The organism is Evansella sp. AB-rgal1, assembly GCF_041820985.1.
Lineage (GTDB): Bacteria > Bacillota > Bacilli > Bacillales > Salisediminibacteriaceae > Evansella.
Genome location: NZ_JBGUAU010000001.1, coordinates 1 through 13,390 on the forward strand (window position 1 = coordinate 1; position 13,390 = coordinate 13,390).

The 13,390-nt window shown below is 35.1% G+C and carries 13 protein-coding genes; 3 read left to right on the forward strand and 10 right to left on the reverse strand.

Annotated elements, in window-relative coordinates:
• Window positions 1–32 precede the first annotated feature (32 nt).
• The 3 genes from ACERII_RS00005 to ACERII_RS00015 all read right to left on the reverse strand — a co-directional run bounded on the left by ACERII_RS00005 (window position 33) and on the right by ACERII_RS00015 (window position 3,780).
• Window positions 33–1,175: an extracellular solute-binding protein gene (locus tag ACERII_RS00005; protein ID WP_373639326.1), complete on the reverse strand. Its 1,143-nt coding sequence runs from the start codon at window positions 1,173–1,175 to the stop codon at window positions 33–35.
• 238 nt (window positions 1,176–1,413) lie between these two features.
• A complete protein-coding gene (locus tag ACERII_RS00010) occupies window positions 1,414–2,595 on the reverse strand; it encodes a GTP-binding protein (RefSeq protein WP_373639327.1) in 1,182 nt (393 codons plus the stop codon).
• Window positions 2,596–2,619: 24 nt separating this feature from the next.
• On the reverse strand, window positions 2,620–3,780 hold the full coding sequence (locus ACERII_RS00015; RefSeq protein WP_373639328.1) for an FAD/NAD(P)-binding protein: 1,161 nt from the start codon (window positions 3,778–3,780) through the stop codon (window positions 2,620–2,622).
• Window positions 3,781–3,966: 186 nt separating this feature from the next.
• Here ACERII_RS00015 and ACERII_RS00020 point away from each other — a divergent pair, with 186 nt between their 5' ends.
• Together ACERII_RS00020 and ACERII_RS00025 are read left to right on the forward strand one after the other, a co-directional pair.
• Window positions 3,967–4,314, forward strand: a complete 348-nt coding sequence (locus ACERII_RS00020) for a hypothetical protein (RefSeq protein ID WP_373639329.1) — start codon at window positions 3,967–3,969, stop codon at window positions 4,312–4,314.
• A 310-nt stretch (window positions 4,315–4,624) separates the two neighbouring features.
• Complete coding sequence (locus tag ACERII_RS00025; RefSeq protein WP_373639330.1) at window positions 4,625–4,798, forward strand: hypothetical protein; 174 nt, start codon at window positions 4,625–4,627, stop codon at window positions 4,796–4,798.
• 174 nt (window positions 4,799–4,972) lie between these two features.
• Here the strand turns inward: ACERII_RS00025 and ACERII_RS00030 are convergent, their stop codons facing one another.
• Both ACERII_RS00030 and ACERII_RS00035 read right to left on the reverse strand, forming a co-directional pair.
• Window positions 4,973–5,626 carry an SGNH/GDSL hydrolase family protein gene (locus ACERII_RS00030; protein ID WP_373639331.1) on the reverse strand — a complete coding sequence of 218 codons (654 nt, stop codon included), beginning with the start codon at window positions 5,624–5,626 and terminating at the stop codon, window positions 4,973–4,975.
• A 142-nt stretch (window positions 5,627–5,768) separates the two neighbouring features.
• Entirely contained in the window at window positions 5,769–7,070 is a 1,302-nt protein-coding gene (locus tag ACERII_RS00035; RefSeq protein WP_373639332.1) for a protoglobin domain-containing protein, read from the reverse strand.
• Between the two features lie 204 nt (window positions 7,071–7,274).
• Between ACERII_RS00035 and ACERII_RS00040 the strand changes: the two genes are divergently transcribed.
• On the forward strand, window positions 7,275–8,189 hold the full coding sequence (locus tag ACERII_RS00040) for a MerR family transcriptional regulator (RefSeq protein WP_373639333.1): 915 nt from the start codon (window positions 7,275–7,277) through the stop codon (window positions 8,187–8,189).
• A 148-nt stretch (window positions 8,190–8,337) separates the two neighbouring features.
• On the opposite strand, the gene ACERII_RS00045 is transcribed toward ACERII_RS00040, so the two are convergent.
• The 5 genes from ACERII_RS00045 to ACERII_RS00065 all read right to left on the reverse strand — a co-directional run bounded on the left by ACERII_RS00045 (window position 8,338) and on the right by ACERII_RS00065 (window position 12,933).
• Window positions 8,338–8,955, reverse strand: a complete 618-nt coding sequence (locus ACERII_RS00045) for a polysaccharide deacetylase family protein (RefSeq protein WP_373639334.1) — start codon at window positions 8,953–8,955, stop codon at window positions 8,338–8,340.
• A 16-nt stretch (window positions 8,956–8,971) separates the two neighbouring features.
• Entirely contained in the window at window positions 8,972–9,928 is a 957-nt protein-coding gene (locus ACERII_RS00050; RefSeq protein ID WP_373639335.1) for a pectinesterase family protein, read from the reverse strand.
• Window positions 9,929–9,946: 18 nt separating this feature from the next.
• Window positions 9,947–11,110, reverse strand: coding sequence for a serine hydrolase domain-containing protein (locus tag ACERII_RS00055; protein WP_373639336.1), 1,164 nt, complete (start codon window positions 11,108–11,110; stop codon window positions 9,947–9,949).
• A gap of 755 nt (window positions 11,111–11,865) precedes the next feature.
• Window positions 11,866–12,618: a hypothetical protein gene (locus ACERII_RS00060; protein WP_373639337.1), complete on the reverse strand. Its 753-nt coding sequence runs from the start codon at window positions 12,616–12,618 to the stop codon at window positions 11,866–11,868.
• Window positions 12,619–12,795: 177 nt separating this feature from the next.
• A complete protein-coding gene (locus tag ACERII_RS00065; RefSeq protein ID WP_373639338.1) occupies window positions 12,796–12,933 on the reverse strand; it encodes a hypothetical protein in 138 nt (45 codons plus the stop codon).
• Window positions 12,934–13,390 lie beyond the last annotated feature (457 nt).

Here is a 13,390-nt window from a genome sequence, read left to right on the forward strand (position 1 = left end):
AATGTTGAGGAATAATTCCCCAACATTTTTCATTATCTTAACTCAAGATCTAACCCAGATCTCTCAATTAGTTCTTTCGTTCCTTCAAAATAGTTTCCTAGTTCTCCTAGTGGCATATCTTGTACTTGTAAGTCACTGAAGTTTACTACATGTGGAGCAACTTCTTCAGGGTATTCAGCTCCATATTCAGAGTTAATTAAAAGCTCTAGAGATGTACCAACAAATGCTACTTGGTTTTCAGGCAATAATACCCACTCAAGGAATGCTAATGCGTTTGCTTCATTTGGACCACCTGCTACAAGTCCTACCCCTGCAGCGTTAGCAATAGCACCCATTTCTCCATCTTCTTGATCTAGGTAAATGAAACCTACATTATTATTTTCTTCTAATAATTGTTGGTGGAAATAGTAGTTATTTACTAAACCGAAAGCATGTTCACCATTACCTACCGCTTGACGTATATCACCGTGACCTTGATAAATGCCTGCTGCATTTTCTTTAATAGCTGCAATCCATTCAGAGGTTTTCTCATCGCCCCAAGCGTAACGAAGTGCTGATACATGTCCTGTCATACCACCGTTACCACCACGAGTGATTGCATAACCACCTGGCACTTCTGACCATTTTACATCGAATAAATCTTCATTTCCAGTTGGTAATTCTTCTTCAGAAATTAAGTCTTTATTGTAAATAAAACCGCGTGCTCGTGTTGAGATAGCAAAATATGCATTATCATCGGCACGAAATTGAGCTGGGATTGTTTCAATTCCTTCTGGATTAGCGCCTGCTAAGATCCCTTGACCGTGTAAAAATCCAAGTGCTCCTAAATCATTCGAAATAAAAACATCAGCTTGAACGTTTCTAGCTTCTTCTAACAATTGAAGAGGTTCTGCTCCATGTAATGCTACTACCTCTACACCAGTTTCTGCTTCAAATTTATCTAATAGATCTTGAGTGAATTTTTCATTTCGTGATGAATAGACAACTAGTTTTCCACCAAGTTCTACTACTTCATCATTTTCATTGCTCTCTTCATTTTCGTTTGCTGCATTATTTTCTTCAGATGAATTATTTTGATCCGATGTTGCATCTGCTTCATCATTACTGCAACCAGTAATCGCTAATAACGCAACCAAAAGTAAAGTAAATAACGTGATGTTTAAAAGCTTTTTCATTCTAACAACTCCCCCATATCTATTGATTTTCTATTTTATAATGAGAATGATTATCACCCTTAACTACAATTCTCATTATAAGTGATAGTGAGAATCATCGTCAATTGATTTTTATTAGTTCTTCACTGTTATATTTTTACTATTCTGTTACTCATAAATAAAGAAAGAAAGAGCAGCTCCTTTTATTAAGGAGCAAATGCTCTTTCTTTAGATATAATAAGGTTCAATTATTACTATATTAATACGTAAAAGCTGGAAGTGGATCGTGATACAAACTCCAATCCTCCTTCATCTCATTATCTGTCATTAAACACTTGTCTAATGAAGCTTCGACTTCTTGCTGGTTCATTTGCAGACCAATAAAAACTAGCTCTGTCATTCGATCGCCATACAAAGGATCCCATTTCTCTAGTAGTTCAGGTTCTTCCTTTAATGTTTGCTGTTTTTCTTCCTCTGAATAAGCTGCAACCCATTCACCAGCACCTTGAATAGTTAAGGATGATCCAGCTTGTGAAAGCAACCCTGTCATATCGTTTCGTGTTGCAAGCCAAAAAAATCCTTTTGCTCGAACAACATCTATTGGCCAATCTTCCAGCCATTCCATCCAGCGTTCAGGGTGAAATGGTCGCTTTCTTCTGTACACAAAAGAGCTTATGCCATATTCCTCTGTTTCAGGAATGTGTTCTTCGTTTAATTCTTTAATCCAACCAGCACTTTGACTTGATTTCTCAAAGTCAAATGCCTTCGTATTTACTATTTCCTTAAGATCTATATTGGAATGAACTGTTTCGATGATTTTAGCATCGGCATTTAATTTTCTGATCATACTTCTCAATTCTTGTACATCTATTTCCTGAACTAAATCTATTTTATTTAATAGGATAACATTAGCAAATTCAATCTGATCAATAAGTAAATCTACAACTTCTCTAACGTCATTGTTATCATCAGTTTGCTTTCTATCTAACAAACTTTCTCCTGACGCATAGTCATCCCAAAAACGATTGGCATCTACAACTGTTACCATTGTGTCTAAACTACATAAATCAGGTAAGTTTATACCTAAGTCTTCGTCTAAATATGTAAAGGATTGTGCCACAGGAATTGGCTCCGATATACCTGTTGACTCGATAACGATATAGTCAATATTGCCAGCACGAACTAGCTTCTCCACTTCAATTATCAGATCTTGTCGTAATGTGCAACAAATACAGCCGTTTTGTAGCTCCACCAATTTTTCTTCTGTTCGTGAAAACCCACCTTGTTTTACCATGGAAGCATCAATATTTACTTCACTCATATCATTTACGATTACAGCAACCTTCATATTCTCTTTATTTTCTAAAATGTGATTCAATAGTGTCGTTTTACCTGAGCCTAAATAACCACTCAATACTGTAACTGGAACCTTCTTTTTCATTATTATCAACCTCTCTAAATAAAATTAGTTATTATTTACAATTTGTTCTGCTGCTTTTCGTGCACCAGATATATTCCTTGCAACTGGTCCTAGTTCTAGCTCTGCCAATGGACCTGAGACATAAAGATGGTCACACCATTGTAAAGAATGATGAACGATCGGGTAACCGCATTTTGCACACCTTAATTTTTCTCTCTTAATTAAGTTCGTTATCCACTGTTCTTGAGGTAGCGTTGGTACAAACCCTGTTGCAAATATGACAGTAGCTGCTTTGACTTTCTCAAGACCATCTAAATGTAATACAATTTTCTTATTAACTAGCTTGGCAGTTTGTACTTCGCCGTTCATAATTGAAATTTTCTTTTCTCTTTCTAAATAGAGCAGTTTGTTATATAACTCACGTGGTAAAGAACCCTTATATCTTGCCTCATTAATCAACTCTCGTCGTATGCTATAGTCATTTATCTTATGAAAGAATGACAAGTTTTTTGGTCCTAACCAGCCTGGATCACTATCAAAAGAATGAATCCGAAATGGATGACGTTTAAGTAATGTAACTTGGCCTGGATACCTATTCGATAATTTTATTGTCAAATGTGCAGCAGAAATTCCGCCACCAATTACGACAATTGGTAAAGATATATCTTCCAAATTTGGTGCCTTATCATCATAAATATGAAACATATTATCTTCCTGCATAGGTAACCCTTTTGCCCATTGAGGGATATTTAATTGGTTATTTATACTAATAGCAATCACCGTTTTTTCACTCACATGAACTTTTCCGTCCGTTGTATGTACTCTCCATCCATTCTTCACTTTCTCCACATCAATTACTTTCCCTTGATACCAAGAGCGTTTAATTTCAATTTTCTCTAATGTAGTTTCACAATGCTCATTGAATAAATGTAAGGATGGTCTATCGTATTTCCCATAAAACGCTCTAACTTCATTTTTTTCTTGAGCATATTTGTGTAAACCAAGTGGATCAATATCTATATGATGAACAGAGGGAGAACGAAGAAATTCCATTCCTATCAACTCTGTTGAACGTTTCCATTTGTACATTGGTTCTGGATTGGGATCTATTATTTTTAGTGATTTAGATGTTGCTTTTCCACTACTAATTAAATAATTAGCAATTGTACAGCCGTGAATTCCACCTCCGATAATTAACCACTCCAACAAAATACTCCCCCTTATACAAATCGTAATTATTACGATTTATATACTAAATTAGTTTTTTAAAAAAAGCAACCCATTTTTAAAAATACATCGTTATATTGTAAAACATTCTACTAAGTTTCTGTTCCATATTACGTTATTTTTTATCATTATTAGGGAAACATGAAGCATAAGGAGGGATATGATATGAGTAATGAAGGACATCACATTCATGAGCATCATAATCATGAGCACAGTATGGATTGCGGACATACGAAAATTCGTCATGAAGATCATATAGATTATGTACACAATGGACATCTGCATCATAAACATAATGGACATTGGGACGAGTGTAAGATCGCTGTTAGTAGTACGAATCCTAATGTTTGCCAAGAAGTAAGTTGTGGGTGTAATCATAATGAAGACTGTGGACATGAGATGGTTCCGCATGGTGACCATATGGATTATTTAGTCAACGGCCGCTTACATCACGTTCATGGAGACCACTGTGACGATCATGGACCTGTAGAGTTAGTAACTAACGAACACTAGTTTTTCTCTCCTAAATACATTAAGTGGAGTCCTCCCTAAATGGTTGGGCCCCACTTATCTTATTATCTTCGAATAATCATCTGGGTCCAATACTATTTCAACTGTTCTTTGCTACAATTGTAATGTTTTCAATAGCAACGAGAAAAAGTCACTAAAATTAATTTCACTGTAATAATAAAATATGTATGATTAAAACTCGCTTTAGGTTATATGAAAGTAAATTTTTCTAATTAAAGAAATATTATCTCACAAAAATGGACAAGAATAGATTATACTAAAAGTATTACTACTCTATCAGGAGGAAAAGAATATGTCTGAAACACCAAAGAAAGTTAGTCTACAGGAAGCTATTAAACAACAATTAGCTAATAAGAAAAACAAAGCTGCTAATGGAAATAGCAATAGTTTTAACAACCAAACAAAACAGATGAAAAGCCAACAAACCAAAAAGACAATGAACACTCGCCGTAAAATGGGCGGGTAATTATAGGTTTGAGAAGGTTAGGAGAGAGGGAAGAAACGCTTCATACAGTTTCTATCCCCTCTTTTTTTAAAAGATAAGAATTTATAAAATTTTTTTGAACTTAGAAAGGTGTCTAGCTCCATGCGCTTTTCTTATTCAAAAGTTACATAAAGAACACTATTGAAGTCGAATCGATTATTTATTCCAATCAAATCCAATCTCTTTTAAAAATGCTCTTGTTAAGATCATATGACCTGCGGGAGTTGGATGAACACGGTCCCATGCCAATGCTCCTGAGTAAAGCTCCTTTAACACCACATGAAAAGCCGCTTGAGTATCAATCAAAAGACAATCGTTCTCTTTTGCAATTAACTTTACAACTTCCCCATATTTATCCATTGTTTGACGCATACGATCTTGTTCATTATCCTCAATAAAAAACGGCGTCATAAGAACGAGACTTTTTACATTAGTTCTTGTCTCTTTCACTAGTTTTCTCAATGTGTTTTCATATTCATCAATATATACGTGCCAATCCTTAATAAACGGAGCATCATATTGACGCCAAACATCATTTATTCCAATCATGACAACAAGCCAATCTGGATTTTGTTTTATGACATCCTCTTCCCATCTATCATGGAGATTTCTTACCGTATTACCACTAATACCTTTGTTTACTACACGAATCCCTAACTCTGGATAAACGGATTGAAGTAACCCATCCACATAGGATACATAGCCTTTTCCTAGAGCACCAAACAATCCTTCTCCATCTGGTTTTGAACGTTCACAGTCTGTAATAGAATCCCCAATAAATAATAACTTCTGCCCTTTTTCTAGCTTCATGTTAAACATCCTTCCATATAAAATAGAATTCACAATTTTTAACGTTAATAATAGCTTTGCTCATATCTTGTTATGATAAACTAATTTGATTATACAAAAAAGAACCCTAATAATGGATTCTTTTTTGTAACGTATATTATTTTTATATTGTTTTTACTGCATGATTAATATCTTCAGCAGATGCTGATACTTTCTCTGCTGCAGCAGAAATCTCATTACTTACAACAACGAAAGATTCCATTTCTGATTTTGTATGCTCCGATTGTTTACTGTTATCTTGAAGAGTTATAATAATTGATTCAAAAGTCTCCATAACTTCATTCATTCTAGTCATTCCTTCTCCTACATACGTTTCCACTTGGTCATTTTTTTCTACTAGTTTCTTTATATCCGCAATTGTATGTTCAATCAACTTCGTTACGTTTGAAACACTGTCTTTCGTTTGTAACGATAGTTTTCTAACTTCATCTGCAACAACAGCAAATCCTCTACCATGATCTCCTGCTCTCGCTGCTTCAATTCCTGCATTAAGTGACAGCATGTTTGTCTGATCGGCAATATTCTTAATTACATCGGTAATTTCAGTAATTTCGTAGCTTCTTCCTTCTAAGTCATCAATAACTTTCGCTGTTTCATTTGTTGAGATCTTTACTTTGGTTAATTTATCTTGTAAATCAGATACTATATCCTTACTTTCAGAGCCTTTTTCTTTTGCAACTTTTGCTTTTTCAGCTACAGCACTAGCCTTTTCAGCAATTTCGTAGCTTTGGGCTGTCATCTCTTCAATAGCCGCACTCGTTTCCTCTGAAATAGCTACCAACTCATTTGCATATTCTCCAATAGTAACTTTTACACTTTCTTTCGCTTTTTCCGTTTCTTCGACTCGTAATCTCTCATTTTGCCTCTCATATTCTTCTAATACTAATTGCTGCTCAAAATTTAATAACTTTGATGTAGCAAGAACAGCTGATATCTTATCACCTTCATATTTTTCATTAATAACTGCCGTAATTCCCGAAAAAAGGTGTTGAAAGGCACTCATATACCATTTCGTTGATAAATTTATTTGAACATGTTTATGAGCAATAACCATTCTCTTTTCAATCCAAGAATCATCAATGGAACCAGAAAACATTTCTCGCATATGAATCTTCAATGTTTCTTTTAGTCTCGAAACGGTACTATGTTCTTTAATAATATTCATTAACTGGCTATTATCTTCAATATTATTATAGAAAGATTCGATGAGAAGATCGATGTTTTCACTTATTACAGGTTGTAAATCTCTAACTATGCCTAATTCAGATTCTGTTAAGTGAATCATCTCTAACTGTTTTATATATGTTGATGAACCTATATCTAGCTTCCCTTTCATATCATGATGAAATACTGCCCTTTTCCCCACTCCTAATTTTCCGAATACCGTTTTAAATGGACATCCCATTATTATTCACTTTCCTTCCAGCTTCCATATGTATAGATAATATATAATCATTGTACATTATTATATAGGTTTTGTATAACTTTAAATGCTGATAACTCCTCATTTCAAAAAAAATTCATTACAAAAGTTATACAAACATGATTTACATTATTACACAATTGTTATATGATTTTAATAAATAAACAGATCTTAGCGGGTGAGAAGATGTATAACATAAAAGCAGTCTCAAAAATGTTAGATATGCCTACCGTTACAATTCGTTCCTGGGAAAATCGCTATAATGCAGTCATTCCAAAAAGAACAGATTCGGGGCACCGTGTATATACAGAAGAAGATATTGAAGATTTAAAATGGATAAAAAAACAACTTGATGAAAAAGGCTTAAAAGTGAGTCAGTCAGTAAAGCTATTACACAAAATGAAAAAAGATACAAAAGAAATAATTACCAAGGAAGATATAAGCACAGCTCCAAAAGAAGCGTTTTTGTATACTGGTGTCCACATAAAAAAAATATATGAAGCTGTTAAAAATGGTGATGCAGAATCGTGCAATACGTTATTAGATCTATGTTTTTCTCAGTTTCATTATCGAGAAGTATTTTTTTCAATCGTACCTCCACTTATGCAACAGGTGGGCGATGACTGGGAAAATGGAAAACTAAGTGTTGCACATGAACATATGATTAGTAATATTGTTTATCAACGTTTTTCTCATTTTTTTCGAATCTTTCCCATTTCACCGAAACTTCCGAAAGTTATTGCTTTATGCCCTACAGGAGAAGACCATCAGCTAGGGCTCTTATTATTTTCATTATTTTTAAGGGAGAACGGATTTGAAGTTATATATTTAGGACCAAACACGCCTTTGGAGGGATTAAGAGAGATCATGGAACAACAAGATGTAAAACTTGTTTGCTTTTCTATCTCTAAACCAATTTTAAATACCACTGTAGAAAATTTCATTTCGGAGATGATAAAATATAATGATTCGCTCCAATTTATCATTGGCGGCACTGGAGTTAAGGAAACAAATACTGTGGATACAAAAAATAAATGCTACCTTTCCCCAAATTATCATGATTGGGAAGATTGGTTAAAAAACTGGTCAAATGAGGAGTAATTGATGTTGGACACATAGAAATTTTTGAGAGGGCATTGAAAAAAGTTTACTTTTTCAGTACCCTCTTCTTTTCTTATAAAACTAAAAAGTTTGTTCCTTTTCAGTGTACACATACTTTTCTTTTGGCTTAAGAACTAATTCCACCTCACTATACTTCTTGGAATAACTCGCTTACTGTTACTAGTTTGTAGCCTTCCTCTGTAAGTTCATTAACAAGTATTCTAACCGCTTCAACTGTTTGGGATCTATCTCCAAATCCATCGTGGAATAGAAAGATACTTCCATTTGATATTTGGTCACGAGTTTTAGATACAATATGATCCACTCCTGGCATTTCCCAATCAAGTGCTTCCATATTCACCGCACCTATAACACGATAGCCAAATTCCTTAATAATTCTTATCGTTTGTTCATTATAGTCAAGAAAAGGTGGTCGAAATGTAGCTGGTGCCTCTCCCGTCATATTCTCTATTATTTCCTGTGTAAGACGTAGCTCCGTTCTACAATCAAAATCACTTAATTGTGAAAGTCTCGGATGGGTATATGTATGATTAGCAATTTCATGACCTTCTTTTTTGACTGTTTGTACGATTTTAGGATGTTTTTTCATCTGCTCACCGATCATATAAAAAGTTGCTTTACCAGATACCTTCTGAAAAACTTCTAAAACTTGAGGTGTATAAACCGGATTTGGTCCATCATCAAAAGTGATAGCAACTTTTTTTTTATTTGTAGGAACACGGTGAATTATTAATGAGTTATCCATCTTTTTATCTCCTAGTCTATATAGAATTTAAGAAATCTAAAATTTTTTCACTTGAGAATTGTTTAACCTCTTGTTCCGTTAATACTCTCGCCCAGCTTACTCTAGCATCCATGTTCCCGCCAGGTCCATGACTATTATATTCCCCATAGTACGTGGTTGTTTCCGCTTGTGACTTATTCCAATTGTCCCAGCCTTCTCGTTTGATATGTTCCCCCATCCAACAGTTAATAAAAACTGTTTTGGCAAAGTCACGCCATGGTCTACCTAAATAAACCGAATCAGCTGCAGCATTACTTGTTAGTCGACAATTGATGAAAACAAAACCAAATTCACTGTGTTTTGGTGTAGATGCTGCGGTAATATACCCATTCACATCCATTCCACGATCCAAGCTGAAAATTTCACAGTTCTCAAAAACAGAGACACCTGAACCAAAAATAAAATCAACATCTCCTTGAATGTAGCATCTGTTAAAATAACTATGACCTACTTTTTTCTCAGCACCCTCTCTAGGTCCACCAAAGCTGTTTCCCTTCATTGGTTTCGGTGGCAAAGGACCCAGGAAAATAGTGTCCTGGCTCCCTAAAAAGGAACAGTCCTCAAACCTACACTTATCAGCATCTACATACATCGCTAACGCTTGGCCTACCTCCGTTCCTGGTCCAGCATCGTTACGAAATGTAATATTTTTCGCATAAAAATTGGCTCCCGTAATCAATGTACTATATGATCCAAATGTACCTAATTCTGCTCCACCCTCTCCTAACTTTTTGGCATAATCACCAAATGAAATAATTACTTCTTCATTCTCCATCCCCTCTAAAACTACAAACGGTTTATTAATAATCAGCTTTTCTTCATATATGCCACCTTTCATTTGGATGATGACTTTATCCTCATTTTTTTCTGGTATACTATCTATTGCTTCTTGTATTGCAGTAAAGTTGCCGCTACCATCTTTTGCTACGATCATTTTATCTATCCCCTTCTATTACTGAATTGCACCATAAATTGCATTTCTTAACCTCGGTTGCTGATATGCTTCCAAGTTTGGTAATAGCTGCTGCATATAAACCGCAGATAACTTTTCTTTTGGATCTATTAGTACCCACGTTCCCGCTAGACCAGACCAACCAAACTCACCAATAGAACTGTTACTTCCACCAATCGTAGGCTCTATCATTGTTCGTACTCCTAATCCATAACCATAACCAGCTAAATATGGCCAGCGAAAGTAAGATAATTGTTTTGAATTTAAATGATTTTTACTCATTAATTCTATCGTTTTTCTCCCAATAATTCGCTGTCCATCTAATTCCCCTCCAAGAGCGAGCATATGAGCAAACTTGCTATAATCTCTTAAAGTTGAAAATAAACCTGCACCACCACTCTCAAAAGCAGACCCTAAATGGAGCCCTTTATCAATCTCCGTATTCTTGGTAATTTCCCCTTGTTCATTGCGGTTATATATACTGCACAGTCTACTTTGTTTATCTCTTGGTAATCGAAAAAATGTATCTCTCATCTGTAAAGGTTCAAAGATTTCTTCTTGTAAGAATTCACTAAATTTCTTTCCTGATACCACCTCAATAAGTGCTCCTAAAACATCGTGACTTAATCCGTAACGCCACTGTGTTCCTGGATCAAATGCTAAAGGAATGGATGCAAGTTTCTTAGAAACGGACCTAACATCAAAAGTAGATTCCCCTTCACTTTTTCCCAATGAATTCATAACTTGCTGAACTGCTCGTTCCGTTTCATCAGAATTTCCGTTATACGTTATACCAGAGGTCATTGTAAATAAATCCTTCACATGTATAGAGCGTGTGGCAGCCGTAATATGTATTTCTCCATCCTTACTTTTTCGATGTACTAGAGGATCCTTAAATTCAGGTAAATAGTCCTCAAGTGGATCATTTAAAAGGAATAACCCTTTTTCGTATAACATCATTGCAGCCGTACAAGTAACAATCTTTGTCATAGAATAAATACGAAAAATACTATCTACGCTTATTTCTCTTTGCGTTTCTAAATCTGCATAACCTACATATTCTTCTAAAACCTGTTCTCCGTTATAATGAATCCCTAAAGAACAACCAACTGGTCCTTTCTCAACAAAACTTCGTAATAGTGATTGCAAATGCTCTAATTTCATATGATCACTCCTATATACAGAATCAAATAAATTATAGCATTTATTTTTTTGAAAAAACGGAGGAAAGTGTGAACGAAGAAATACAAACCAAATAAAATAAACCGTGCAGGACAGATGTCCTTACACGATTTATCTTTTTTTACCTCTGTTAAACGTTGATGTTGATTTTTACTCCAGGTTGCTCGCGTTCCTTGGGGCGAACCGCAAGCCTCTTCGGTCGTTACCTCCCTGTGGGGTCTCGCCTGGCCTGCTTATCCCCTAGGAGTCTCGCACCTTCCGTAAAAATCAACATTGTACAAAAATCAACATTGCCCTTTAACATAGCCTTTTTTTAAAATTACTAATAAAATATTAAATGTTGAGTAATACTATATGCAAACCTTTAGTACCCTCTAGTCTTGCACCAATTATTGGTAACTAGTTGGTGGTTGATGCATTTGAGTTGTGGATTGATGCTTGTTGGATTGTGTTAAACGTTGCTTCTGCCTTATTTATTGGTGAAACATGTTGTTTCATTGTTGAGCTTGTTGACGCGCCATACTTTCGTTTTACTCCATTTATTATAATTGATTAGAAATCAGTCTTCATTGCTGTGCATGTTTCTCCATTTGTTGCATTTGCTGAAGTAGTTGAGATGCTTGAGAACTAATAGTATTATTGTTCATCGTCTGATTTTAGTACATGATTTCCACCCAATAATAATAAATTTTTGGTTAAGAGTGTAATCATGAAAAATTTTATAGAGTTTTTATTGATTATTGAGAATAATTATTTCCTCCGTATTGCCCTTGAGCTGACTGAGCATTTTGTTGTCTTACTTGCTGCACATCAGTTCCAGAAAATCCATGTTGAGTTGGTGATTGGAATTGCCTATAACTAGAGTTTCCAGATTGTTGGAAACCAGTTGACATTCCCATTTGTTGCGATCCAAAGCCACTTCCTTGACTTTGTGCTGACTGTGCATTTTGTTGTCTTACTTGCTGAATGTCTGTGTCCACAGGGCTCTGTTGGAATTGGAATTGTGGTTGATTCCCATATTGGTTAATACTTGATTGTTGGTATTGTGGTTGCATCCCCATTTGTTGGTACCCACTTTGCCCTTGTGCAGATTGTGCATTTTGTTGTCTTACTTGCTGAATGTCTGTTCCCACAGGGCTCTGTTCGAATTGTGGTTGATTCCCGAATTGGTTAAAGTTTGATTGTTGGTACTGTGGTTGCACCCCCATTTGTTGGTACCCACTTTGCCCTTGTGTAGATTGTGCGTTTTGTTGTCTTACTTGTTGAATGTCTGTTCCTGCAGGACTCTGCTGGAGATATTGTTGATTCCCAAATTGGCTAAAGTTTGATTGTTGGTATTGTGGTTGCATTCCCATTTGTTGAGAGCTATACCCACTAAAGTTGCCTTGAGCAGACTGTGCATTCTGTTGTCTTACTTGTTGTGCATCTGTACCTGAAAAATTAGGTTGAAAAGATGATTGTGCATGAATTGGATTTTGATAATGTGTCATTTTGACACCTCCCTAAGTAAATTATCTTCAAAATGTCAAAGTTTTATTTAAGATAATTGATATTAATTTTCTGTTTATTTTTTATAATAAAGTATATTTTTTCACTTGAACTGTTACGAAGGAAACATTCAAAAGGGGGTCCAAAGAAAAACAACCTTTTGGATCCCCCTCTTTACGCTATAATGATGAAATTGTTAAATCCACTTCTATCTCTGCTAACAATATCATTGCATCTCTATCGTTTTCATTTTCCACAGCTTCCAATAATGCTGCAAGATTTATTCTATCGTCATTTACATGTTCAATAGGACCCAAAAGTTCAAGAGTCCACCTTTTGTATTAAACTGAGCTTATATTATCTCTATATCAATTAATGCCTCTTCCCAATTTTCAGATTGAATGCTTATTCGTACTTGATCCGCTTGTCTAATAGTGGATTATCTGCAGTCTTTACATTTGTATGAGCCCAACTAACAAAGAACAAAAGTAGCTACGAAAACGACCTTCAACACCTTAGATATCCATATTTTTAAGCTCATCATCCCCCGCTTGTTATATTTTCCCTATTTTAGCCAATAATTAAATTAATATGTTTTTTTGCACGTTCCACATAAGTTCTTATCGCACAGCTCCAGTCTTATATGTTGATATTTGGAAAGAGAAAAATGAGGATGCAATTTAACAAAGGAAAAGGAGGTGTATTACCATAACATTTCTAATTATCTTAAGTAGTATATTCGTTCCCTTACTAATGTTTAGCGCACAACGAAAA

What these genes read in the sequence shown, in the direction of transcription:
- ACERII_RS00005 (WP_373639326.1), bottom strand. Translation starts at nt 1,175, where the DNA reads ATGAAAAAGCTTTTAAACATCACGTTATTTACTTTACTTTTGGTTGCG.
- ACERII_RS00010 (WP_373639327.1), bottom strand. Translation starts at nt 2,595, where the DNA reads ATGAAAAAGAAGGTTCCAGTTACAGTATTGAGTGGTTATTTAGGCTCA.
- ACERII_RS00020 (WP_373639329.1), top strand. Translation starts at nt 3,967, where the DNA reads ATGAGTAATGAAGGACATCACATTCATGAGCATCATAATCATGAGCAC.
- ACERII_RS00025 (WP_373639330.1), top strand. Translation starts at nt 4,625, where the DNA reads ATGTCTGAAACACCAAAGAAAGTTAGTCTACAGGAAGCTATTAAACAA.
- ACERII_RS00030 (WP_373639331.1), bottom strand. Translation starts at nt 5,626, where the DNA reads ATGAAGCTAGAAAAAGGGCAGAAGTTATTATTTATTGGGGATTCTATT.
- ACERII_RS00035 (WP_373639332.1), bottom strand. Translation starts at nt 7,070, where the DNA reads ATGGGATGTCCATTTAAAACGGTATTCGGAAAATTAGGAGTGGGGAAA.
- ACERII_RS00040 (WP_373639333.1), top strand. Translation starts at nt 7,275, where the DNA reads ATGTATAACATAAAAGCAGTCTCAAAAATGTTAGATATGCCTACCGTT.
- ACERII_RS00045 (WP_373639334.1), bottom strand. Translation starts at nt 8,955, where the DNA reads ATGGATAACTCATTAATAATTCACCGTGTTCCTACAAATAAAAAAAAA.
- ACERII_RS00050 (WP_373639335.1), bottom strand. Translation starts at nt 9,928, where the DNA reads ATGATCGTAGCAAAAGATGGTAGCGGCAACTTTACTGCAATACAAGAA.
- ACERII_RS00055 (WP_373639336.1), bottom strand. Translation starts at nt 11,110, where the DNA reads ATGAAATTAGAGCATTTGCAATCACTATTACGAAGTTTTGTTGAGAAA.
- ACERII_RS00060 (WP_373639337.1), bottom strand. Translation starts at nt 12,618, where the DNA reads ATGACACATTATCAAAATCCAATTCATGCACAATCATCTTTTCAACCT.